Origin of the sequence: Acidovorax soli (assembly GCF_014207955.1) — a bacterium.
GTDB classification, from domain to species: domain Bacteria; phylum Pseudomonadota; class Gammaproteobacteria; order Burkholderiales; family Burkholderiaceae_C; genus Acidovorax; species Acidovorax soli_A.
Genome location: NZ_JACHLK010000001.1, coordinates 694,619 through 717,603 on the forward strand (window position 1 = coordinate 694,619; position 22,985 = coordinate 717,603).

General features: G+C 70.1%; 18 protein-coding genes. 11 read left to right on the top strand and 7 right to left on the bottom strand.

The genetic code is table 11. The annotated features are described in order from the left end of the window. Window positions 1–31 precede the first annotated feature (31 nt). From uvrA to HNP48_RS03240, 4 genes are all read left to right on the top strand, one after another. Window positions 32–3,085, top strand: coding sequence for an excinuclease ABC subunit UvrA (uvrA, locus tag HNP48_RS03225; protein WP_311773798.1), 3,054 nt, complete (start codon window positions 32–34; stop codon window positions 3,083–3,085). Window positions 3,086–3,198: 113 nt separating this feature from the next. Continuing rightward, the gene (locus HNP48_RS03230) at window positions 3,199–3,744 is read left to right on the top strand and encodes a sigma-70 family RNA polymerase sigma factor (RefSeq protein ID WP_184855391.1); all 546 of its coding nucleotides are present in this window, start codon (window positions 3,199–3,201) and stop codon (window positions 3,742–3,744) included. Beyond that, window positions 3,741–4,736: a FecR domain-containing protein gene (locus HNP48_RS03235; RefSeq protein WP_311773799.1), complete on the top strand. Its 996-nt coding sequence runs from the start codon at window positions 3,741–3,743 to the stop codon at window positions 4,734–4,736. Before HNP48_RS03230 ends, HNP48_RS03235 begins: the two co-directional genes overlap by 4 nt. Window positions 4,737–4,930: 194 nt before the next feature. Continuing rightward, window positions 4,931–7,459, top strand: a complete 2,529-nt coding sequence (locus tag HNP48_RS03240) for a TonB-dependent receptor (protein ID WP_184855392.1) — start codon at window positions 4,931–4,933, stop codon at window positions 7,457–7,459. 249 nt (window positions 7,460–7,708) lie between these two features. Here HNP48_RS03240 and HNP48_RS03245 read toward each other — a convergent pair whose 3' ends face one another. Further along, window positions 7,709–8,677 carry an alpha/beta hydrolase gene (locus HNP48_RS03245; protein ID WP_260420062.1) on the bottom strand — a complete coding sequence of 323 codons (969 nt, stop codon included), beginning with the start codon at window positions 8,675–8,677 and terminating at the stop codon, window positions 7,709–7,711. Between the two features lie 32 nt (window positions 8,678–8,709). Then, window positions 8,710–9,042: a hypothetical protein gene (locus HNP48_RS03250; protein ID WP_221480052.1), complete on the bottom strand. Its 333-nt coding sequence runs from the start codon at window positions 9,040–9,042 to the stop codon at window positions 8,710–8,712. A gap of 163 nt (window positions 9,043–9,205) precedes the next feature. Here HNP48_RS03250 and ompR point away from each other — a divergent pair, with 163 nt between their 5' ends. Both ompR and HNP48_RS03260 read left to right on the top strand, forming a co-directional pair. Continuing rightward, window positions 9,206–9,955 carry a two-component system response regulator OmpR gene (ompR, locus tag HNP48_RS03255; RefSeq protein WP_184855393.1) on the top strand — a complete coding sequence of 250 codons (750 nt, stop codon included), beginning with the start codon at window positions 9,206–9,208 and terminating at the stop codon, window positions 9,953–9,955. Next, the gene (locus tag HNP48_RS03260; RefSeq protein ID WP_184855394.1) at window positions 9,952–11,283 is read left to right on the top strand and encodes an ATP-binding protein; all 1,332 of its coding nucleotides are present in this window, start codon (window positions 9,952–9,954) and stop codon (window positions 11,281–11,283) included. Before ompR ends, HNP48_RS03260 begins: the two co-directional genes overlap by 4 nt. 8 nt (window positions 11,284–11,291) lie before the next feature. Here the strand turns inward: HNP48_RS03260 and HNP48_RS03265 are convergent, their stop codons facing one another. Continuing rightward, window positions 11,292–13,256, bottom strand: coding sequence for a methyl-accepting chemotaxis protein (locus tag HNP48_RS03265; protein WP_184855395.1), 1,965 nt, complete (start codon window positions 13,254–13,256; stop codon window positions 11,292–11,294). A gap of 222 nt (window positions 13,257–13,478) precedes the next feature. Here HNP48_RS03265 and HNP48_RS03270 point away from each other — a divergent pair, with 222 nt between their 5' ends. Next, window positions 13,479–13,934: an acyl-CoA thioesterase gene (locus HNP48_RS03270; RefSeq protein ID WP_184855396.1), complete on the top strand. Its 456-nt coding sequence runs from the start codon at window positions 13,479–13,481 to the stop codon at window positions 13,932–13,934. Between the two features lie 4 nt (window positions 13,935–13,938). Here HNP48_RS03270 and HNP48_RS03275 read toward each other — a convergent pair whose 3' ends face one another. Beyond that, complete coding sequence (locus HNP48_RS03275; RefSeq protein ID WP_184855397.1) at window positions 13,939–16,014, bottom strand: TPR end-of-group domain-containing protein; 2,076 nt, start codon at window positions 16,012–16,014, stop codon at window positions 13,939–13,941. A gap of 141 nt (window positions 16,015–16,155) precedes the next feature. Here HNP48_RS03275 and HNP48_RS03280 point away from each other — a divergent pair, with 141 nt between their 5' ends. After that, window positions 16,156–16,986, top strand: coding sequence for an AraC family transcriptional regulator (locus HNP48_RS03280; protein WP_221480053.1), 831 nt, complete (start codon window positions 16,156–16,158; stop codon window positions 16,984–16,986). On the opposite strand, the gene HNP48_RS03285 is transcribed toward HNP48_RS03280, so the two are convergent. The 3 genes from HNP48_RS03285 to HNP48_RS03295 form a co-directional block, all read right to left on the bottom strand. Continuing rightward, window positions 16,956–17,282, bottom strand: coding sequence for a DUF2834 domain-containing protein (locus HNP48_RS03285; RefSeq protein WP_184855398.1), 327 nt, complete (start codon window positions 17,280–17,282; stop codon window positions 16,956–16,958). The two genes, HNP48_RS03280 and HNP48_RS03285, sit on opposite strands and share 31 nt — an antisense overlap. Window positions 17,283–17,408: 126 nt before the next feature. Beyond that, entirely contained in the window at window positions 17,409–17,747 is a 339-nt protein-coding gene (locus HNP48_RS03290; RefSeq protein WP_184855399.1) for a DUF4124 domain-containing protein, read from the bottom strand. A 6-nt stretch (window positions 17,748–17,753) separates the two neighbouring features. Further along, entirely contained in the window at window positions 17,754–20,678 is a 2,925-nt protein-coding gene (locus HNP48_RS03295) for a DNA topoisomerase III (protein WP_184855400.1), read from the bottom strand. Between the two features lie 119 nt (window positions 20,679–20,797). On the opposite strand from HNP48_RS03295, the gene HNP48_RS03300 reads away from it, so the two are divergent. From HNP48_RS03300 to HNP48_RS03310, 3 genes are read left to right on the top strand one after another with little or no spacing between them, the layout of a single operon-like run. Then, entirely contained in the window at window positions 20,798–21,394 is a 597-nt protein-coding gene (locus tag HNP48_RS03300; RefSeq protein ID WP_184855401.1) for an SET domain-containing protein, read from the top strand. After that, entirely contained in the window at window positions 21,391–22,230 is an 840-nt protein-coding gene (locus tag HNP48_RS03305; protein WP_184855402.1) for a biotin--[acetyl-CoA-carboxylase] ligase, read from the top strand. The genes HNP48_RS03300 and HNP48_RS03305 overlap by 4 nt, the downstream gene beginning before the upstream one ends. Before the next feature lie 13 nt (window positions 22,231–22,243). Beyond that, entirely contained in the window at window positions 22,244–22,933 is a 690-nt protein-coding gene (locus HNP48_RS03310) for an SPOR domain-containing protein (protein WP_184855403.1), read from the top strand. Window positions 22,934–22,985: the final 52 nt, after the last annotated feature.

Below are 22,985 nucleotides of genomic sequence, written 5' to 3' on the forward strand. Positions count from 1 at the left end.
TGGTGGGTTGTCCTGCCCTGAGCCCGCCCCCGTGAATTACGACCCCGCCGCCGACGCCGACCGATCCTCCGACGGTACCTACCTGGCCCGCGCGCTGCGGGAGCAGCGCATCAGTATCCGCGGGGCGCGCACGCACAACCTCAAGAACATCGACCTCGACATCCCGCGCAACCAGCTGGTGGTGATCACGGGGCTGTCCGGCTCGGGCAAGTCCAGCCTGGCCTTCGATACCCTGTATGCCGAGGGCCAGCGCCGCTATGTGGAAAGCCTGTCGGCCTATGCACGCCAGTTCCTGGGCCGGCTGGACAAGCCCGATGTCGACCTGATCGAGGGCCTGTCTCCCGCCATCAGCATCGAGCAGAAGGCCACCAGCCACAACCCGCGCTCCACCGTGGGCACGGTGACCGAGATCCACGACTACCTGCGCCTCTTGTACGCACGCGCCGGCACGCCGTTCTGCCCCGACCACGGCCTGCCGCTGGCCGCGCAGACCGTGAGCCAGATGGTGGACGCCGTGCTCGCCCTGCCCGAGGACACGCGCCTCATGCTGCTGGCCCCCGTGGCGCGCGAGAAGAAGGGTGAGTTCACCGAGGTCTTCGCGCAGATGCAGGCGCTGGGCTACATCCGCTTCCGCGTGGACGGCACGATCTACGAATACGAGAACCTGCCGGCGCTCAAGAAGACCGAGAAGCACAGCATCGACGTGGTGATCGACCGCCTCAAGGTGCGCCCCGAGATGCAGCAGCGCCTGGCCGAAAGCATCGAGGCCGTGCTGCGCGTGGGCGGCAACGAGGGCAACGGCCGGGTGCTGGCGCTGGAGATGGATTCGGGCCAGGAGCACCTGTTTTCCTCCAAGTTCTCGTGCCCGGTGTGCAGCTACTCGCTGGCCGAGCTGGAGCCGCGGCTGTTCTCGTTCAACTCGCCCATGGGCGCCTGCCCGGCCTGCGACGGCATCGGCCAGCGCGAGGTGTTCGACCCGCTGCGCGTGGTGGCCTTCCCCACGCTGAGCCTGGCCAGCGGCGCCATCAAGGGCTGGGACCGGCGCAACGGCTATTACTTCGCCATGCTCGAAAGCCTGGGCCGGCACTACGGCTTCGACGTGGAGGCGCCCTTCGAGTCGCTGCCCGCCAAGGTGCAGGAGGCCGTGCTGCACGGCTCCGGCGAGGAAGAGATCGCCTTCACCTACATCATGGACAGCGGGCCCTCCAAGGGCAAGGTGATGACGCGCAAGCACGCCTTCGAAGGCATCCTGCCCAACATGGCGCGGCGCTACCGCGAGACCGACTCGGTGGTGGTGCGCGAAGACTTGGCGCGCTACCGCAGCACCCAACCCTGCCCCGAATGCCATGGCACGCGGCTGCGCCGCGAGGCGCGCCACGTGAAGGTGGGCGAGGGCGAGCAGGCGCGCGCCATCTTCGAGGTGAGCCACGCCACGCTGAGCGACGCGCACGGCTGGTTCCGCGCGCTCACGCTCACGGGCTCCAAGGCCGAGATCGCCGACAAGGTGGTGCGCGAGATCACCACGCGGCTGCAGTTCCTCAACGACGTGGGCCTGAACTACCTGAGCCTGGACCGCAGCGCCGAGACGCTGTCGGGCGGCGAGGCCCAGCGCATCCGCCTGGCCAGCCAGATCGGCTCGGGCCTCACGGGTGTGATGTACGTGCTCGACGAGCCCAGCATCGGCCTGCACCAGCGCGACAACGACCGGCTCATCGCCACCTTGCAGCACCTGCGCGACATCGGCAACAGCGTGATCGTGGTCGAGCACGACGAGGACATGATGCGCGCGGCCGACCACGTGATCGACATGGGCCCCGGTGCCGGCGTGCACGGCGGCCGCGTGATGGCCCAGGGCAGCTACGACACGGTGCGCAGCCACCCCGAATCGCTGACCGGCAAGTACCTCTCGGGCACCCTGTCCATCGCCGTGCCCAAGCGCCGCACGCCCTGGCTGCCCGTGGTGGAGGCACCTGCCCCGCCAACCGCGCCGGCCAAGGGCAAGTCGCGCTTTCCCGAAACCGAGGCCAGCAAGCGCCGCGCCGAGCGCATGGCCGCCCACCATGCGCGCCAGGGCGCCGTGCAGGCGCTGCGCGTGGCCGGTGCCACGGGCAACAACCTCAAGAACGTGACGGTGGACTTTCCCGTGGGCCTGCTGACCTGCGTGACCGGGGTCTCGGGCTCGGGCAAGAGCACGCTGGTCAACGACACGCTGTACGCCGCCGTGGCGCGCCAGATCTACCGCGCGCACGAGGAGCCGGCCGAGCACGACGAGATCGTGGGCATCGAGTACTTCGACAAGGTCATCAACGTCGACCAGTCGCCCATCGGCCGCACGCCGCGCAGCAACCCGGCCACCTACACCGGCCTGTTCACGCCCATCCGCGAACTCATGGCCGAGGTCAACACCGCCAAAGAGCGTGGCTATGGCCCGGGGCGCTTCTCCTTCAACGTGGCCGGCGGCCGCTGCGAGGCCTGCCAGGGCGACGGCGTGGTGAAGGTGGAGATGCACTTCCTGCCCGACGTCTACGTGCCCTGCGACATCTGCCACGGCCAGCGCTACAACCGCGAGACGCTGGAGGTGCTGTGGAAGGGGCGCAACATCGCGCAGATCCTGGAGCTCACGGTGGAGGACGCCTTCGCCTTCTTCAAGGACGTGCCGGCGCTGGCGCGCAAGCTGCAGACCCTGCTGGACGTGGGCCTGTCCTACATCCGCCTGGGCCAGGCGGCGACCACGCTCTCGGGCGGCGAGGCGCAGCGCGTGAAGCTGGCGCAGGAACTCTCCAAGCGCGACACCGGCCGCACGCTCTACATCCTGGACGAGCCCACGACCGGGCTGCACTTCGCCGACATCGACCTCTTGCTCAAGGTGTTGCACCAGCTGCGCGACGCGGGCAACACCATCGTCATCATCGAGCACAACCTGGACGTCATCAAGACGGCCGACTGGCTCATCGACATGGGCCCCGAAGGCGGTGCCGGCGGCGGCACCGTGGTGGGGGTGGGCACGCCCGAGGAGCTGGCGGCCAATCCGGCGAGCCACACGGGGCGTTACCTGGCGCCCTACCTGCGGCTGAAATCGCCCTGACGGTCGGGGCGGGCGCCTGGGGCATGCGGCGCAGGTGCGCCCTGTTAGAATGAGATTAATTCTCATTCTCTGAATTCGCCCGCACCTGCACGGGCCCACCACAGGAGTGCGCCGTGCCGGCCACCGAGCTTGCTGCCCCGTCACCGGACGTCCACACGCTCTACCGCGACCACCATGGCTGGTTGCAGGGCTGGCTGCGCCACCGCCTGGGCAATGCCTGCGATGCGGCCGATCTGGCGCACGACACCTTTGTGCGCCTGCTGATCCGGCCTGCCAGCCGGGGGCTCAACAGCTTTGCCGAGGCGCGGGCCTATTTGCGCACGGCCGCCAACGGGCTCTGCGTGGACCTGTGGCGCCGCCGCGAAGTGGAGCAGGCCTGGCTGCAGACCCTGGCGGCTTTGCCCGACCCGCTGGCGCCCTCGGCGGAGCACCAGGCCATCGTGGTCGAAACCCTGCTGGAGATCGGTGCCCTGCTCAGCCGCCTGCCGCACAAGGCGGCGCGGGCCTTTGTGCTGGCGCAGGTGGATGGCATGCCCTACCGCGACATCGCCGCCGAACTGGGCGTCTCCGAGCGCATGGTCAAGAAGTACATCGCACAGGCCATGCTGCAGTGTGCGCTGATCGAGGCGGGCCTGTCCTGCCGTCCTGTTGCGCCGTGAACTCCCCCGCGACTGCGTTGCGCGCCAGTGTTGCCAGCCTGGAACAGGCCGCGCAGTGGTACGCCACCCTGCGCGACGACCGCGTGACCGAGTCCGACCAGCGTGCCTGGAAGGCCTGGCTGGCCCAGTCGCCAGACCACGAGACCGCGTGGGCGCACATCGACGCGGTGAGCCGCAAGTTCGATCCACTGCGGGGCTTCGGGACGCCGGGAACGGCTGCTGCCATGGTCGGGCTGGACACGGCGCGTGCCAAGGCGAGGGGGCGCCGGCGTGCACTCAATGCCCTGGGCGCCGGTGCGGGGCTGGGGCTGGCAGCTTGGCTGGGCTGGCGCTACACGCCGCTGCCCGGGCTGGCGATGGCATTGCGGTCCGACCTCCACACCGGCGTCGGCGAGCGGCGTGAACTGGCACTGGCCGACGGCTCTCGCGTATGGCTCAACACCCGCACCGCGCTGCAGGTGCATTGGGGTCCGCAGGAGCGCCGCCTCGTCCTGCTGGCTGGCGAGATCCTGGTCCGCACGGCGCCCGATGCGCCGCAACGCCCGTTTTGCGTGGACACCGGCCATGGCCGCCTCCAGGCCCTGGGCACGCGCTTCACGGTGCACGGCTCCGGGCGCAGCACCCGGCTCGATGTGTTCGAGGGCCTGGTGGACATCCGTACGCGCGGTGGCCAGGCCCTGAGGGTGCCGGCCGGCCAGGCCGTCGAGTTCGACGCCCAGGCGATCTCTGCGCTGCGCGCGGCCGAACGCATGCGCGAAGCCTGGAGCCGGGGCAGCCTGCTGGCCGACAACCTGCCCCTGGGCCAGTTGCTCGACGAGCTGGGCCGCTACCGGCACGGCCACATCAGCGTGGCACCCGAAGTGGCCGGCCTGCAGGTCATGGGTGTGTTCCCGGCCAGCGACCCTGAGCAGGCGCTGGCCATGCTGGAGCAGGCCCTGCCCATCCGGGTGCGGCGCAGCCTCCCGTGGTGGACCACAGTCGAGGCCCGGTAGCCAGCCTTCCCTACGGGCCCGGGTGCTGCGGCCTGTTCCCCCATTTTTTTGCCGATCCGGTTCCCTTTTCCCGATCTCGTTCGATTCACTGGATGAGAGACGGAAATCCGGGCCGGCATGCACTTGCGCGGCAGATCCTGCGTGCCCGCGGCCGTCCCCACATCGTTCCAAGAACCCGCCGAGGAGAAGCATCCATGTCCCGCAGCCACCCTTGCACCCGCCCTGCCGGGCGCGCCCGCCCGCCCACCGCCCAGCGCCTTCCCCGTTCCACCCTGCGCCCCGTGGTGCTGGCAGTGCACCTGGCCACCGCCAGTGCCGTGTTCGCAGCCGCCGTCTGGGCACCCGGCGCCCAGGCGCAGGCCGCAGCCGAGCAGGCGCGGCGTTTGCACATTGCCGCGGGCAGCCTCACCTCGGTGCTGAACCAGTTTGCGCAAGAGGCGGGTGTCTTCCTGGCGGCCCCGGCCGAACTCACGCAGGGCAAGAGCAGCCCGGGCCTGTCGGGCAGCTTCACGGTCGAGCAGGGCTTTCTGGAGCTGGTGCGAGGGCAGGGCCTGCAGGTGGTGCGCCAGGCCAATGGCAGCTATGCCCTGCGTCCCGCACCCGTGCCGGCACCGGCACCGGCACCGGCACCGGCACCGGCACCGGCACCAGTGGGCGCCGCCGCGGGCGAGGCCACGTTGTCATCGGTGACGGTGAAGGCGGCCATGGAATCCGACGTCACCCGCAACCTCGGCACCGCCGTGCGTGCCGGCGCACTGGGCGATGTCGCGCAAAAGGACACCCCGTTCTCCAGCGCGGTGGTGAGCAGCCAGCAGATCCAGGAGCAGGCCCCGCAGAAGCTGGGCGATCTGTTCATCCAGGACGCCTCGGTTTCGGACAACAGCGGTGCCTACACGGCCTGGAGCACCTACCTCACGGTGCGTGGCATGGACCTGGATTGGCAGAACTCCTACCGCATCGACGGCAAGCCCTTTCTGGGCTACACGGTGACCCTGCCCTACGACCACATGGAGCAGGTCGAACTGCTCAAGGGGGCCACGGGCTTCCTCTATGGCTTTGGCGCGCCGGGGGGCATGCTCAACTACGTGACCAAAAAACCGGGGGAGGTGCCCACGCGCAGTGCCAGCCTGGGCCATGGCAGCGGCAGCATCGTGCGCGCGAATGCCGACCTGGGGGGGCGGCTGGGCGACGGCGGCGCCCTGGGCTACCGCCTGGACGTTGCGCGCGAAGCCGGCCGCACGGCCAACGACGGCTCGCTCGCGCGCAGCTCGTTCCTGCTGGCCCTGGATGCCAGGCTGACCGATCGCCTGAGCTGGGACCTCCAGACCATGTACCAGGACCGCCTGACCGAAGACACCGAGCCGGGCATCATGACGCGTGCGCTGGGCAGCCACCGGCTGCCCGCTCCGATCCGCAACGACAAGACGCTGGTGGGCCCGGGCAACTATGTGGACAACCAGTTCGGCTTTGTCGCCACGGGCCTGCAGTACCGCCTGAATGGCGATTGGAAGGTCCGGACCAGCTTCAGCCAGAGCTACTCGAAGACGCGCCGCAACGAATCCATCCTGGGCCTGCAGAATGTGGCGGGTGACTACATCGATGCCCGCGCGGACTATGGCGAGCGTTACCAGTACAGCTACTGGGACGCCATGCTGCAGGGCCGCCTGCAGGCCGCCGGCATGACCCACCAGGTCGTGGCCGGGGCCTCCTGGCAGAAGCAGCGCAACGACGATTCGCGCAACGCGGTCTACATCCCCGATGTGGGCACCGGCAACCTGGGCCGGCAGAACACGGTGCGCTACGACAGCATCGGCTCCTTCGACAGCCTGGGCCTGTACCGCCTGACCGAAGTGGCGCAGAGATCCGTCTTCGCCAGCGACCGGGTCGAGATCAACGACCGCTGGTCGGTGCTGGCGGGCCTGCGCTGGATCCAGTACGAGAAGCTCAACTGGAACGCCAGCGGGGCCGCCACGGACGCCTACCGCGAAAACGGCATCGTGACGCCGACCCTGGCGGTGATGGCCAAGCTCCCGGGCGACGCCATGGCTTATGCGAGCTATGTGCAGTCGCTGCAGCAAGGCGCCACGGTATCCAAGCTGCCCACCTACACCAATGCCGGCGAGATGCTGAACCCGCTCATGAGCAGGCAGTGGGAGCTGGGCATCAAGAAGGATGGCAGCGACTGGTCGGCCACGGCGGCACTGTTCCGCGTGAGCAAGACCACGGAGTACGACCGCAGTTGCGGTACTGATTGCCTGACCAAGGTCCAGGACGGAGCGTCGGTGTTCCAGGGGCTGGAATTGGGCGCCACCGCCCGGATGGACAAGGGCTTGAGCCTGGGCGGCAACCTGATGCTGCTCGATGCCGAATACGCGTCGGGCGAGGCAGCGATGCTGGGCCACCGCGTCGCAGGCGCGCCGCGTTTCGTGGCCACGGCCCAGCTGGCCTACCGCGTCCCGCAGGTCCAGGGTCTGCAGTTGCAGTTCGGCGCCAAGTACACGGGCAAGACGCCGCTGCGGGCCGACAACTCGATCCATGTCGATGGCTATGCCCTGGCGAGCCTGGGTGCCTCCTATGAAGCACGGGTGGGCGGGCAGGACACGGTCTGGCGGGCCCATATCCACAACCTGTTCAACCGGAAGTACTGGATGTACCAGTACAGCAACTACATCAAGGCCGGCGAGGCCCGCACATTGCACCTGAGCGCCAGCGTGCACTTCTGAGCGCCACTGGTAGCAGGTGCAGGTCGCCCTGCGTGTGCTGGGCACGGCAGGCGTCGCCACCTCGGCGGCGCTGTGCTGTCTGGCCAACCGGCTCTCGATGGAGGTGTTGGGGTGGCTGATGCTGCTCTCGGGCTTGGTGCTCCTGGTCGGGCTGGTGCCCGCGTGGCGGCCGCGGTGGCTGCGCCTGTGGTGGCCGTGGCGGGACTGGCGCAGCCCTGTGCCGCAGCGCAGCGCTGCGCTGCGCCAGCATCAACGCCCGAGCAGGCGAGCCACCAGCGGGTCCAGCGAGGCCATGAAGCCTTCCACCGAGTGTGTGTAGCCGCTCTCCAGACCCAGGCTGGCATTGATCTCGCCATGGGTCAGGTCCTGCGGCAGCACCTCGGCGCGGCCGCCCAGGGCCTGTACATGGGCGGCCATGCCCTGGGCCTGCAGGCAGGGGCGGTCGGGCCGGCTGGTGGAGCACACGAACTGGTAGGGCGGCTGGGCCCCGGTCACGGCCTGGTAGGGCGAGATCGCGAGCCAGAACGCCGGGTCGCTGCCCAGCACCTCGTCGTACAGCGGGTAGTGCGGCAGCGACATCACCACGGGGGCGTTGAGCAGCGCGCTGTCCAGCGACACCGTGCCCAGCCAGGGCGTGACGCCGAGCTGGCGCAAGAGCGGTGCATGCGCATTGACGAAGGACACCAGGTGGGCTCCGGCCGAGTGGCCCATGAGGATGAACTTGGTGGGATCAGCGCCCCATTGCGCAGCCTGCTTCTGCGCGGTATCGAGCGCCACGGCCACGTCGATGGCCTCCTGCAGCACGTTCACAGCCGGGTGCAGCCGGTAGTTGACGGAGATGAAGACGAAGCCGCGCGGCACCCAGCGCGCGGCCTTTTCCTGCACGACGCGGGACATGGCCTTGTCGCCCGTGCGCCAGCCGCCGCCGTGCACCATGAATATGACCGGGGCCGGGCCATCCGCGCTGCTGCGCGGCGCGGTGGGCAGGTACACATCCATGCGCTGCAGCGGGTCGGCGCCATAGGGCACGTCGGCAATGCGCTGCACACCGGCCGGCAAGGTGGTGATGGTGCCGCCACCATCGTCCAGGAAGATGCCGGAGTCTGTCGGCTGGGCGTGGGCCGGTGCCACGGCGGTGAGCGACGCCAGGGCGAAGCCCAGGGGCAGTGCGGCCCGGCGGGCCCAGGAACGAAGGCGGGAGGTGATGGGCATGGTCATGGTGCTTCTCCGGTGATGTGAGTGAAAGACGGTCATTGCTGCTGCTGCAGGCCCCGGCGGCCGGCGAGCCGGGCCACGATGGCGGCCGTGATCTCGGCCTCGGTCACGTAGCCCTTGCGGGTGGTGTCGATCTGGTCGAAGGCGTTGTGCACGCGCGGCATGCCGGCCTGGGCCTCGGCGCGCGTGAGCTGGCCGTTGCCGTCCTTGTCGGCGGCCGCGAAGCGCTGGTGCAGCTGCGCACGCGCCTGCTGCATTGGCTGTGCATGCTGGGCCGAGGGCGCGGTCTGGGCGCAGGCGCCGGCCATGAGGCCGAGGGCGAGCCCGCTGGCGACGGCCAGTGCGCGGGTGGAGGAGGAAGAGGTCATGGAGGGAGCTCCTGGGTTGGCATGCCCCGACTGTGGCGCCCAGGTGTGAGCCATGTGTGGCGTGCGCGGGCCGATGTATGACAAAGCATGACGAAAGGGCCTGCAGCAGGGCATTGCGCCCTACCATTGACCCATCCCCGTTTGTTTGCCTGCAACCCTGCCCATGACCGACGCCCTGGCCCGTATCCTGGTGGCCGATGACGAGCCCGACCTGCGCGCCCTGCTGCAGCGCTACCTGAGCGACCAGGGCTATGCCGTGCGCACGGTGGAGGGTGCGGGCCCGCTCGATGCGCTGCTGGCGCGCGAGCGCTTCGACGTGCTGGTGCTCGACGTGATGATGCCGGGCGAGGACGGCCTGTCCATCTGCCGGCGCCTGCGCGCCCAGGGCGAGACCATCCCCATCCTCATGCTCACCGCGCGCGGCGATCCGGTAGATCGCATCATCGGCCTGGAGATGGGGGCCGACGACTACCTGCCCAAGCCCTTCAACCCGCGCGAACTGCTGGCGCGCGTGCAGGCCATGGTGCGGCGCCAAAGGATGCTGGGCGCACACACCGGCCCGCTACCGGCCGCAGGGCCGGGTGCCAGCGTGCGCTTCGGTGCCTTCGAGCTCTTCCTGCAGGAGCGCCGGCTCACCCGCGACGGGCAGGAGGTGGCGCTCACCAGCGGCGAATTCGCGCTCCTGCAGGCCCTGGCGCAGCAGCCGCGCCGCCCGCTGGGCCGCGACCGGCTCATGGCCCTGGCCTACGGGCCCGAGCACGAAGCCACCGACCGCAGCATCGACGTGCAGATCATGCGCCTGCGCAAGCTCATCGAGGCCGACCCGGCGCAGCCGCGCCACATCCGCACCGTCTGGGGCGTGGGCTATGTCTTCATGCCCGATGGTGCGGCCCCTGCCGGAGGCACGGCATGAGCGCGTGGCCGCGCAGCCTGCTCGGGCGCAACCTGCTGCTGATCGCCGCGCTGGTGGTGGCGAGCCAGCTGTGCGCGGTGGTGCTGGTGCGCCAGATGGTGCTGCAGCCGCGCGTGGCCCAGGTGGCCGATGGCGTGGCGCGCAATGTGGCGGCCCTGCGTGCGGGGCTCGATGTGCTGCCGCCGGGCCAGCGCGCCGCCTTCGTCCAGGCCTTCAACCGCCAGGCGGCCGAGGCGGAACGCGACGCCGACGAGCCCCTGTCCCTGCGCCGGCGCGCCCTGCTCTCCCCGCTGGAGCGGCGCTTCGTGCAGGCCGTCGCGCGCCGTCTGGACCAGGCCGAGGCCGGCGGCACCGGCCAGGCGCGCTGGCGCCGCGATGGCGCAGGCCTGCTGGCGCTGCGCGTGGCGCATGGCGGCACGGACTACTGGCTCACCCTGCCCAGCGTTTTCCCCACGCGCGAATTCACCGGGGCCTGGCTCATGGCCACGGTGGCGGGCGGGCTGCTCGCGCTGCTCGGTGCCTGGTGGCTGCAGCGCCACCTGAACCGGCCGCTGGCGCAGGTGGTCGCAGCGGCCAGACAGCTGTCCAGCGGCCGGCAGCCCGAGCCCCTGCCCGAGGGGGGGCCAGAGGAGATCGCCACCGTGGCGCGCAGCTTCAACCAGATGGCGCGCAGCCTGGCCGAGGCCGAGCGCGAACGTGCGCTGATGCTGGCCGGCGTATCGCACGACCTGCGCACGCCGCTGACCAAGCTGCGCCTGGGCGTGGAGATCGCCCAGGCCCATGTGGACGCCCCCCTGGCCGCCAGCATGGCGCGCAGCATCGAGGAGATGGACGCCATCGTCGGCCAGTTCCTCGACTTTGCACGGCTGGGCGATGGCGAGGCGGCGCTGCCGGCCTCGCTCGACGATCTGGCCCGGGCCGCGGCCGAAGCGCAGGCCGACCATGGCCGCACGGTGGCCTTGGAACTGGGCTCCGCGCCCGCCGTGCCGGTGCATGCCCAGGCCCTGCGGCGGGCGCTGGACAACCTGGTGGAGAACGCCTGGCGACATGGCGCTGCGCCCGTGCTGCTGCGCACCGGCGCCGACAGGGCCCATGCCTGGATCGAGGTCGCTGACCATGGCGCGGGCGTGGCCGCCGACGAACTTGAACGCCTGCGCCAGCCCTTTGCCCGCGGGGGCGGCGTGGCGCGCTCCGGCACCCCGGGGGCGGGGCTCGGGCTGGCCATTGCCGAGCGGGTGGCGCGGGCCCATGGCGGCGCACTGGAGCTGCACAGCACGCCGGGCACCGGGCTGCGCGCGCGGCTGGTGCTGCCGCGCGTTGGCAGCTAGTTTGCCAGCTAACGCAGCCGCAAGGTGGATGGCGTGGGTGCCGCCAGCCCATCCACGCGGAACACCGAGACCACCTGCACCAGCTCCTCGGCCTGGCCTTGCAGGCTGGCGGCGGCAGCGGCCATCTCCTCGACCAGTGCAGCGTTCTGCTGGGTGGCCTGGTCCATCTGCGTGACGGCTTCGCCGACCTGGGCCACGCCCAGCGACTGTTCGTGGCTGGCGGCGCTGATCTCGCCCATGAGGTCGTTCACCCGGCCGATGGCCGCCACCACCTCGTGCATGGTGCTGCCGGCGCGCTCCACCAGCAGATTGCCCTGCTCCACGCGCTCCGTGCTGGCGTGGATGAGCTGCTTGATCTCGCGCGCGGCTTCGGCACTGCGCCCGGCCAGGGCGCGCACCTCGCTGGCCACCACGGCGAAGCCCCGGCCCTGCTCGCCCGCGCGCGCGGCCTCCACCGCCGCGTTGAGCGCGAGGATGTTGGTCTGGAAGGCGATGGCGTCGATCACGCCGATGATGTCGGCAATCTTCTGCGATGCCGCGCTGATGCCCTGCATGGTCTGCACCACCTGGGTGACGACCTCACCGCTTTGCACCGCAATGGTGCGGGCCTCGCCGGCCAATGCACTGGCCTGGCGCGCGCTGTCCGCATTCTGGCGCACGGTGGAGCCCAGTTCCTCCATCGAGGCGGCGGTTTCCTCCAGGGCGCTGGCCTGGCTTTCGGTGCGCGCCGAGAGGTCGCTGTTGCCCTGCGCGATCTGCGCGCTCGCCGTGGCCACCCCCTCGGAGCCGCCGCGCACCTGGTTCACCACCTCGGTGAGCTGGCGGCGCATCTGCACCAGGGCGGCCATGAGCTGACCCACCTCGTCCGTGCCCTGGACCCCGGCGCTGCCGCGCAGGTCGCCCTGGGCCACGGCGTTGGACAGCTGCACCGCCTGGGCCAGCGGCACGGTGATGGAACGCATGAAGGTGCGCGCCAGCACCACCGCCAGCGCGAGCGCCACCCCCAGCAGGCCAAGCTGCCAGGCCAGCTGCCGCTGCAGGCCTGCGACGCGTTCCTGCAGGGCGCCGTTGAGCAGGTCCATGGCTTGGGCATTGAGGGCATAGAGCGCGTCGATGGTGCGTGTGAACTCGTCAAAGTAGTCCGACGCCGGTGCCGACAGTTCGCTGGCCTCAAGGATGTCCTTGCCGGCGCGTTGCAGCGCCTGCTGGACCCGGGTGTCCACCGAGCGGACTGCGCTGTCCAGGGCCTTGCGAAAGGCCGGGGTGTGGCCCATGGCGCGCTCCAGGCCGCGCAGCGTGTCACCCTGCAATTCCACCACGCGCTGCTGCAGCGCCAGCAGCCCGCCTTTGCCCTCGGGCGCCAGCGCCTTGGCGCTCAGAGCGGCCGAGCCCTGGGCGCGCATCACGCCGAGCTTTTCGCCGAGCATGGGGACATGCACCAGCGAGGCCTGGATCAGGGCGTTCGTGTCCTGGCCGGGGTCGAGCGCCAGGCCGTAGTGGTGGAGCAAGGCCTCGCTCAGGCGCATCACCGCAGCGATGAGCTGGGTGTGCTGCGCCGTGCTCTGGGCCGGCTGCAGGCTGCGCGCGGCGACGGCCTGCTCCAGGGTCTGCCAGGTCTGGCGCAACTGCTTCCAGGTGGCTTCGTCGGTGGCCGCCACGCCCGCCTCGGCGAAACGGGTGCCGGCCTCGGCCATGGCCTTGTCCACCGCCTCGCGTGCGGCGGGCCGGCGCGCAGCCAGGGCTTCGTTGCCGCCCAGCATGCTGGCCGAAAGTCCCCGGTGCACCTGCATGCCCTGCACCACCTTGTTGAGCGCCAGCAAGGGCGGCGCACCCCGTGCCTCCAGGCGCGCGGCAGCCATGTCGTGCAGGGCATCGCGCACGTACATGGCCGTGGGCAGGGCCGTCATTGCCAGCGCGATCAGCCCGAGGATCAGGAACTTCTGGAGCAGGTTCAGGCGGTTCAGGGAGGCCATGGCGTAAGCGGCAGCCGGTGCATGCCCGAGGTTGCGGCCCCGGCGCAGTGCCGGGTCGGGAACAGGGAGGGTCCCCCGCCTTTCAGCAAGCGACATGCCAGATGCGCCGCGCTGCACCGCAGGTCGCCCCAATACCGCCGTTCGGTGGGTGGCGGCGCGTTCCTACAGAGCTCTGGGCGCCTAATCGGATATACCGGCAGCAGCTTCCGAGGAGACCACCGCATGCATTCCATTACCCTGCGTTTCCTGGCCTCGCACACCGCCCCGTCGGCGTCCGGCCGCATCTACGGTGGCACGGTGCTGCGCTGGATGGATGAGGCGGGCTTTGCCTGCGCCAGCGCCTGGGCCGGGGACAACTGCGTGACGGCCTTCATGGGCAACGCCAGCTTCGACCGGCCCATCCATCCGGGGGACCTGGTGGAGGTGCAGGCCAGCCTGGCCCATACCGGCGAGACCAGCATGAACATGCTGATCGAGGTGCGCAGCGGCGGCATCCAGGAAAAGGAGCTGCGCGAGGTCACCCATTGCGTTGCCGTCTACGCGGCGCTGGATGGCGAGGGGGCACCGCGCGCCGTGGACAAGTTCACGCCCGAAACCCCGGGCGACATGGCCCTGGCCGAGCGCGTGAACGCCCAGGTGGAGGCCGCCCGTCTGCCTCCTGCCATGTCGGCCCACTGAGCCCCTAGGAGGCGGCGTTGACCACCTGCAGGAACTCGGCGTCCTGCTTGTACCGGTCGAAGTCCGTGTCCTGCAGGAACTGCGCGGGCGGCTTGCCCAGACTGCGTGCACGGGCGGCTGCCTGCAGCATGCGCGCCCTGTCGCCCTTGAGCGCGTAGTAGCAGGCCAGGTTGTACATCAGCGTTCCGTTGGTCTGCACCGCGGGGTCGAAGCCGGAGCCGATCAGGGTCGCCATCACCGCTTCGACCAGATCGGGCTCGTTGGTGTGCACGGCAAAGGCCAGGGTCTGGCTGGCGATCACCCCGACGTTGTAGGCCTCCTTGTCGTCGCGGCGGTACTTGCTCACGTGCGGGTAGACCTGGGCCAGGTAGTGGCGCACCAGGCGCGAGGACGGGGCGAAGTCCCGCCGTTCATTGAAGTGGTTGATCAACTGCGCATAGGCATGGGTGATGTCCGCAGACGCGTCCTGTGCGCGCTGCAGGTCTTGCGCCAGGTCCTGGGCCGCCTGCAGGAAGGCCGGCAGCGCACCGGGCGAGCGCTGGGCGGCGGCGTTCGCTTCCCGGAGCGCCCGGAGCGCTGCTGCGCGGGCGGACGCCGAGCGCGGCGGCTGGCCCAGGTAGGCGATGCGGGCGCCTGGCAGGGCCTGCTGCAGGCTGCCGCTGCGCAGCAGCACCGACATGCCCGACACCGGGCCTTCCAGGTCGGGCACCTGCACCACCAGCTCCACAGGGGCATTGCTGCCAGCGATCCGTTCGAAGGCCGAACGGGTTTGCGCCGCGGGCAACTCGATGCGCAGCTGGATCTCGGCTTCGTCGGACGACGCGGTCCACTGCAGGTTCAGTGCCAAAGGGGGCTCGCGCAATGCCGGCCACAGCGCCTCCACCGGGATCTGCGGGCCCAGTCCGTCCAGGCGCCGACGTGCCTCGGGCGGGCGCAGCCAGGTGTGCACGGCAGGCGCGGCTGCGAATTCCATGCTGCCGCTCACCGCGTACGAGTGGGTCGTGGGCCCGCTGAACACCGGGCGCCAGGTGCCGGCCTCGCGGCCCGTGGCAGGCGCCGGTACGGCCCCGCGGGGGCGCACCACGTACAGGCCGATGTCCTTCTCGTAGTGGCGCAGCAGGGCCTCCTCGCCCGGGTGGTGCAGGTAGCTGCGCGGGTGCACCGTGAACCAGGGGTTCGCGCCCGGCAGCGCGGGCGACAGGTCCCACCAGGCCATGTTCGGAAAGCGGTACTGGCCATCCTCCCGCGGGATGAAGGCCTTGAACCGGAGCACTTCTCCGCCCACGCGCAGCTCGGTGGAGGCGTCGCCGAACCAGTAGCGGCTGGGCAGCTTGCCGGGCACGCCCAGGGCCTTGAGGGCCACCCCCACGGTGGCGCCGAGCAACTGCCCGCTGAGACCCTCCTCCAGGTACAGGCGGCGCCGCTCGAAGTCCACCACCCGCACGCGCTGGGCGTCTTCGGGCGAGGTACCGTAGAAGTCACGGGGCTCGATCTCGGTCCAGCCCCTGCGGGCGGGGCGGTAGCCATCGAGGCAGGTGGCGTTCCAGTTCAGCTTCTCGTCGGAATGGGTGCGCGGGCGGCAGTGGGTGTCCACCTTGTCGCGCCAGCGGGTGATGTCCAGGACCCAGGCCTTGCCGCCCGACAGCAGGTAGGCCCAGGCGCTGGTTTCGTTGCGGCCGAATTCCACGTGCTCGGCGCGGTCCAGCTCGGCGAACAGCTCCGCCTGCGACAGCCGGTTGCCGTCCGCAGCAGGGGCATAGGCTTTGCGCTGCCGCTCGCCGCTGTACACCCAATCGGTGTAGTAGTGCGGCGTGAAGACGATGCCCGAGGTGTGGATCCCGCTGGGCACGCGCAGGCTGTCCAGCAACTCCCCCTGCGGACCGAACTTCCACAGGTAGCCGCCGGCCACGGCCACCAGCTGGCGCGTGCGCGGCAGCGCGAACAGGCCCTCCACCGGGCCATGCAGCAGCTTGCGCACCTCCAGGTTCTGCGATGCCGCAGTGTTCTCGGACAGGCGCGGGTACGCGGGCGGCGGTGCCGGCGGCCTGGCGCCGGCGGCCAGGGGCAGCATGGCAGACATGGTCAGGAGCGCGAGGGCGCGAAGCAGGGGGCGGTTCATGCAAAGGGGCGGCGAGGGAGCCGCCATTCTGGCCCAGGCCCCACGCCTGCCACCCCCCGCCGATGCGGCCGAAGTTGTGCCAAATTGTGCAGAATCGGGCGCATGCAGCGCTTTGTCCCTCCCCCGTGCGACCTGCAGCCCTGGCTGGAGGGGGCGGTGGCTGTGGACAGCCCGGCCGAACTGCAGGGCTCGCAGTTCCCCGCCATGGTGGGCAGCATGCTGGTCGTCCGCCTTGACGGCGAGGTGCTGCGCGGCGGCGCGCTGCTGCCCGCGGCGGCCTGGATCAGTGCCAGCACGGTGGCCACGGCCTATGCGCATCGGGGGCGTGTGCGTGCCGTGGGGCTCATGCTGCGGCCCGAGGCCGTGCCCTCGCTGCTGGCCGCCGGGCGGGGCCTCGTGAACGCGGTGCGGCCGATGGCGGCCATGGCCGTCCCGTCCTGGGCCCGGGCCGAGCAGGCCATCCGTGCGGCGCCCGATGACGAGGCCCGCCTTGGCGCGCTGTGGCAGTTCGTGCGTGGCGAATGCGCGTCACAAGCGCAGTGCGCAGAGCGCCTGGTGCAGGCCAGGCGCCTGCTGGACCGCGCATGCGCGGGTGCAGAGGGCGTGGCTGCCCATCCGGGGTTGGGGCCGCGCCAGTTCGAGCGGCGCTTTGTCGCCGAGTGGGGCATGACGCCCAAGCAGTTCCAGGTCATCGCGCGCTTCAGCACCACGCTGCAGCACGCGATGGCCGGGCCGCCAGAGCCCGGCGCGCAGCTCGCGGCCGACCAGGGCTACTACGACCAGTCGCACATGGCGCGCGACATGCGCAGGCTGGCCGGCCAGCCCCTGCTGGGGCTGGTGCAGGAGGCGGCCCAGCGTTCCCCCAGCGCGCACTGGCCCCTGCAGGTGGGTGCCGAGGTGGCTCAGGCGGCGGAGTCCTTGCGCAGGCGCTGAGCCAGGTACAGGGGCAGCGCAAACGCCAGGCCAATGCCGAAGCAGGCCGCCACATAGGCCCAGCGCCACACGCCCAGGCGGCGGTCACTGGCCACCCAGGCCGAGAACGCGACGGCCGCGAGGTACACGTCCACCGTGATGCCGGTGGTCAGCGCGTTGGCGCCGGCATCGCGCCAGTACACATCGGGGGCAACGCTGCCCCCGGCTTGGAAGTACACCAGATTGAAGTACCAGGGGATGGCCATGCCGGCGATGGCCAGGAGGTAGAGAAACGCGCGCAGGTAATGGGCTTGCATGGGTCGGGGGCCCGCGGCGTGGCGGGCCTGGGGTGGATCAAGGAGCCCCGAGCCTAGGTGCGCAAGCCCTCTGGCGATAGGAAAAATACGACATGGCCGGCACGGCGCTGCGTGCCGGCCCCGCGCTCATGGCGTGCGCGGGAACGAGGTGACCGAACCTTCCACCTTCTGTTCCTGGCTGCCGGGCGGGCAGGCTGCGTCGGTGTAGACCGTGCGGCCGTCCTGGATGCACTTGCGCAATTGGGGCGCTGGGGCCGATGCCGCCCCGCGCGCGCCCGTGGCCACACCCTGCGCATTCTTTTTCTCGGGCGGCAGCGAATCTGCCCCGGGGCGGGAGAGCTTGCTCCAGGTCTTGTCGAGCCAGGGCCGGGCGTGGGGCAGCCATTGGTCGGCCGTCCACCAGGCCGCTCCAGCGGCCACCAGCACGGTCAGTACCAGGAGCGTGGGACGCCAGGGGTTGCGCATGGGTCCTCAGCCCAGGTGCTGGCCCAGGATGCCGGCCAGCTCGAACATGCCCGCCGTGTCCTTGCCGAACACGGCGCGCAGCTTGTCGTCGGCGACGATGGTGCGCTTGTCCTTGGGGTCCTGCAGGTTGTTCGCCTTGATGTACTCCCAGAGCTTCTTCACGGCCTCGGGCCGTGCTACCGGCTCGTTGCCGATCACGGCGGCCAGCGCCGCGCTGGGGGCTGCCCCCGCGGCGGCCTTGCGCGGTGCCTTGGCGGCCGCGGTCTTGGTGGCGGCCGCCTTCTTGGCCGGGGCCTTCTTCGCGGCAGCCGCCTTGGCCGGTGCCTTGGCGGCGGCGCCCGCCGTCTTGCCGGCAAAGCCGCCGCCTGCGGTCTTGCGTGGCGGGAACTTGCTCGGCGCGAACTCGAAGTTCACCTTGCCGGCCTCCTTGTCCCAGGCCAGGAAGGCCTTGAACGCGCGGCGCGTGCGCATGGAGACGAACTTGTCCAGGAGGTCGGTCTTGCCGGTCTCCAAGAGCTTGTGCATCTGCTCGCGCTCCACGGGCTGCTGCAGGATGATCTTGCCGCTCTTGAAGGTGCAGCTCGGCGTGGGCTGGGCGGCCGTGGGCACGGCCTTGCTGCAGACGTAGTTGGCGCCGTGCTCGTGCACCCCGGCGCCGCAGATCGGGCAGGGGCCCAGGGACGCGTCGGTGAACTCCACGATCTCGCCCGACTCCTCGGCGTTCTTGTCGTCGCCGAAGTCGAATTCGAGCTTGTAGTTGTGCGCCTCGTCGTCGTACTTGATGACGATCTCGGAAGTGAATGGCCAGCCTGCCTTGGAGCGGAAGCCCTCCAGCGGGCCGATCTTCTTGTCGCGCAGCAGGGTTTCGGCCTCGGCGGTCTCGAAGGTGCGGCCCGCAGGCGACTTGCCGAAGCTGAAGCCGCAGGGCTCGGCACCGGGCTTGCCCACGCAGGCGTAGCGGCGGTAGTTCTCCTTGACCACGCCGCCGCAGTTGGGGCACGGTGCTTCCAGCGTGGCGTAGTCGCCGGGGATGGTGTCGCGGTCGTATTCCTTGGCCTTCTTGACCATGCGCTCGGTCATGGCGGCGATGTCGGCCATGAAGGACTCGCGGCTCAGCTGCCCCTTTTCCATCTGCGAGAGCTTGAACTCCCACTCGCCGGTCAGGTCGGCGCGGCACAGCTCCTCCACCTCCAGCCCGCGCAGCAGCGTCATGAGCTGGAAGGCCTTGGCCGTGGGGATGATCTCGCGCCCTTCGCGCAGCATGTACTTCTCGGTCAGCAGGCCTTCGATGATGGCCGCGCGCGTGGCGGGCGTGCCCAGGCCCTTTTCCTGCATGGCCTCGCGCAACTCGTCGTCGTCGATCTGCTTGCCCGCGCTTTCCATGGCGCCCAGCAGCGTGGCTTCGGAGTAGCGCGCCGGGGGCTTGGTCTTGAGACCCTTGGGGTCCGCCTGCTCGGTGCGCACGGTCTCGCCGGGCTTCACGGGCACCAGGTTCTGGCCCTTGTCGCCGTCCTTGCCGCCCTCGACCTCGTCGGCCGCTTCCTTGCCATAGATGGCCAGCCAGCCGGGCTTGACCAGCACCTTGCCCTCGGTCTTGAAACTGTGGCCCGCGGCCGTGCTGATGCGGGTCGTGACCGTGTACTCGGCGCTCGGGAAGAACACGGCCATGAAGCGGCGCACCACCAGGTCGTAGAGCTTTTGCTCGGCCTCGGACAGGCCGCTCGGTGCCTGCAGTGTGGGGATGATGGCAAAGTGATCACTCACCTTGCTGTTGTCGAAGATGCGCTTGGAGGGGCGCACGTAGTTGTTGGTCAGCGCCGTGCGTGCATGCGGCGCCAGGTGGCGCATGCTGCTGTCGGCCAGCATCTCGAAGGTCTGGCGCGCCACGGGCAGGTAGTCCTCGGGCAGGGCGCGCGAATCGGTACGCGGGTAGGTCAGCGCCTTGTGGCGTTCGTACAGGCTTTGCGCCAGAGCCAGCGTGGTCTTGGCCGAGTAGCCGAACTTGCCGTTGGCCTCGCGCTGCAGGCTGGTCAGGTCGAACAGCAGGGGCGAGGCCTGGGTGGTGGGCTTGCTTTCCTCGGTCACCGTGGCGGGTTTGCCGCGCACGGCGTCGGCGATGGCCTGTGCATCGCGCTGCGACCAGACGCGGTCGGCCTTGAGCTCGGGGTCCTCGCCCTTCTTCCACTTCGGGTCGAACCACTTGCCGGGGTAGGCGCCGGCCTCGGCGTCGAAGCTGGCGTGGATTTCCCAGTAGTCGCGGCTCACGAACTTGCGGATCTTCTCCTCGCGCTCCACCACCAGCGACAGCGTGGGCGTCTGCACCCGGCCCACAGTGGTCAAAAAGAACCCGCCGTCGCGCGAGTTGAAGGCCGTCATGGCGCGCGTGCCGTTGATGCCCACCAGCCAGTCGGCCTCGCTGCGGCTGCGCGCCGCGCTGGCCAGGCCGGCCATCTGCTGCTCGCTGCGCAGCGCATCGAAGCCATCGCGGATGGCCTGGGGCGTCATGGACTGCAGCCACAGACGCTTGACGGGCTTGCCCAGGGGCTTGGCGCCGCCGGCGTACTGCTCGATCAGGCGGAAGATCAGCTCCCCCTCGCGGCCCGCGTCACAGGCGTTCACGAGCGCGGTCACGTCCTTGCGCTTGGCCTGCTTGACCACCGCGTTCAGGCGCGTCTTGGTCTTGTCCACGGGCTTGAGGTCGAAGTACGGCGGGATCACGGGCAGGTGGGCAAAGCTCCACTTGCCGCGCTTCACGTCGAACTCTTCGGGCGCCTGGATCTCCACCAGGTGGCCCACGGCGCTGGTGACCACGTAGCGGTCGTTCTCGAAATGCTCGTCGTGCTTGTCGAACTTGCCCGCCACCGGGGTCAGTGCGCGCACGATGTCCTGCGCCACCGAGGGTTTTTCTGCAATTACCAGGGTCTTGGTCATTTTTTGGGTTCTCGCCAGTCTGGCTGTCCGGCATCCGGCCGGTCGCTTCTACAATTCGTTGCCTCACGCGTACACGCGCACGCGCATGTGTGCATATTCAAGTTAACAGAGTTTTTGCCATGCCCCGCACCGCATCGTCTGCCGCCCCTTCCGTTCCATCGGGTCGCCGCATCCAGACCCGGCGCTCGGGCGTGCATGGCAATGGCGTGTTTGCCGTGCAGGATATTGCAGAGGGCGAAGTCCTTGTCGAGTACACGGGCGAAGTCATCGGCTGGCAGGAGGCGCAGGACCGCCACCCCCACGATCCCCTGCAGCCCAACCATACCTTCTATTTCCATGTGGATGAAGACCGCGTGATCGACGCCAAGTTCGGCGGCAACTCCTCGCGCTGGATCAACCACAGCTGCAACCCCAACTGCTACGCCGACGAGCAGGATGGCCGCATCTTCATCACCGCGCTGCGCAACATCGCCGCCGGTGAGGAGCTCAACTACGACTACGGCCTGATCATCGACGAACCCTACACCAAGAAGCTCAAGGCGGAATACCCCTGCTGGTGCGGCAGTGACAACTGCCGGGGCACGCTGCTGGCACCCAAGCGCGGCTGGCGTCCGCCCATGCCGGCCGAGCCCGCATCGGCCCCGGTGCGTAAAAAGGGTAACAAAAAGAGCGATGCCGGCGCCGGGGACCAGGCCAAGCAGGGCACAAGGCCATGACGGCGCTTTCCCTGTGCTGGCCTGCCGAAGCCCTCTGGCAGGCCGTGGAGCCCCGGTTGCCGGGCTTCTCCGTGGAGGTGCTGCCCAGCATCGACTCCACCAACACCGAGCTCATGCGCCGTGCGCGCGCCGGCCTGTGCGACCCCACCCTGCTCGTGGCCGAGCAGCAGACGGCCGGCCGCGGGCGCCTCGGGCGCGTGTGGCAGAGCGATGTGGGCGCCTCGCTCATGATGAGCCTGGGCCTGCCGCTGGCTCCGGCCGACTGGTCGGGCCTGTCGCTGGCGGTGGGCGTGAGCGTGGCCGAAAGCCTGCAGCCGGCGCTGCCGGCCGAGGGCGCTGCCCAGCGCGTCGGCCTCAAATGGCCCAATGACCTGTGGGTCAGCGGTGACCGCAAGCTTGGCGGCATCCTGGTCGAGACCGCGAGCTTCGTGGCGCCCCAGGGCGCCCCGGCGGAACGCGCGCCCGCTACCCGCTATGTGGTCGTGGGCATCGGCATCAATGTGCTGCCGCGCAGCGGCGAGGGCATGAGCATGCCGCCGGCCAGCCTGCAGGAGGTGGAGCCCGGCCTGGATGCTCCGGCGGCGCTGCTGCGCATCGTGCCGCCGCTGGTGGCCATGCTGCAGTCCTTCGAGGGCTATGGCTTCTCGCCCATGCAGGCGCGCTTTGCGCAGCGCGACATCCTGCAGGGCCGGGCCGTCACGCTGAGCGATGGCCAGGCGGGCACCGCCCACGGCGTGGGCGAAGACGGCGCACTGCTGGTACAGACCGCCAGTGGCATGCAGGCCGTCACGAGTTCGGAAATCAGCGTACGGCCCAGCCCGGCGCTGCCGTCATGACCCCGGGAGCTGCATGCTGCGCCTTCTCATCCTGATCCTGCTGCTGGCCAATGGCGGCTATTTCGCCTGGTCGCACGGGCACTTGCGCGAATGGGGCCTGGCGCCGGTGCAGGAAGGCGAGCCCCAGCGCATGGGCCAGCAGCTGCGGCCGGAGACCCTGCAGATCCTGCGTGTGCGGCCCGCCAGTCCGGCGCCGCAGCCGCCGGTGTCCGAGGCTGCGGCGCCGCCCGTGGTGGTAGCAACTGCGGCGGCGGCGGCCACCGAGTGCCTGCAGTCGGGCGTGCTCGACGAGCGCCAGGCCGACGCGGTGCGCACGGCTGCGGCCGGGCTGCCGCAGGGCAGCTGGGTGCTGGAATCCACACCCCTGCCGGCGCGCTGGATGGTCTACATGGGCCGCTTCGAAGACCAGGAGGTGCTGGACAAGAAGCGCGCCGAACTGCGCGCCCGCAAGGTCGATTTCGACCGCCCTGGCGGCACGCTGGAGCTGGGCTTGTCGCTGGGCCGTTTCGCGACCGAAGAGGCGGCCAAGCGCGAACTCGCGAACCTGGGCGAGAAGGGGGTGCGCACCGCCCGGGTGATCCAGGAGCGTGCCGAAACCCCGGGCTTCACCTTGCGCCTGGCGGCCGTGACCGAGGCCCTGCGTCCGCAGCTGGACGGCCTGCGCGGCCCCCTGGCCGGCAAGCCCCTGCGCACCTGCGGCTGAGCCGTGCAGCGCCCAGGTCCTGCACGGTGGTGACCGCGCCGCCCTTTCCACA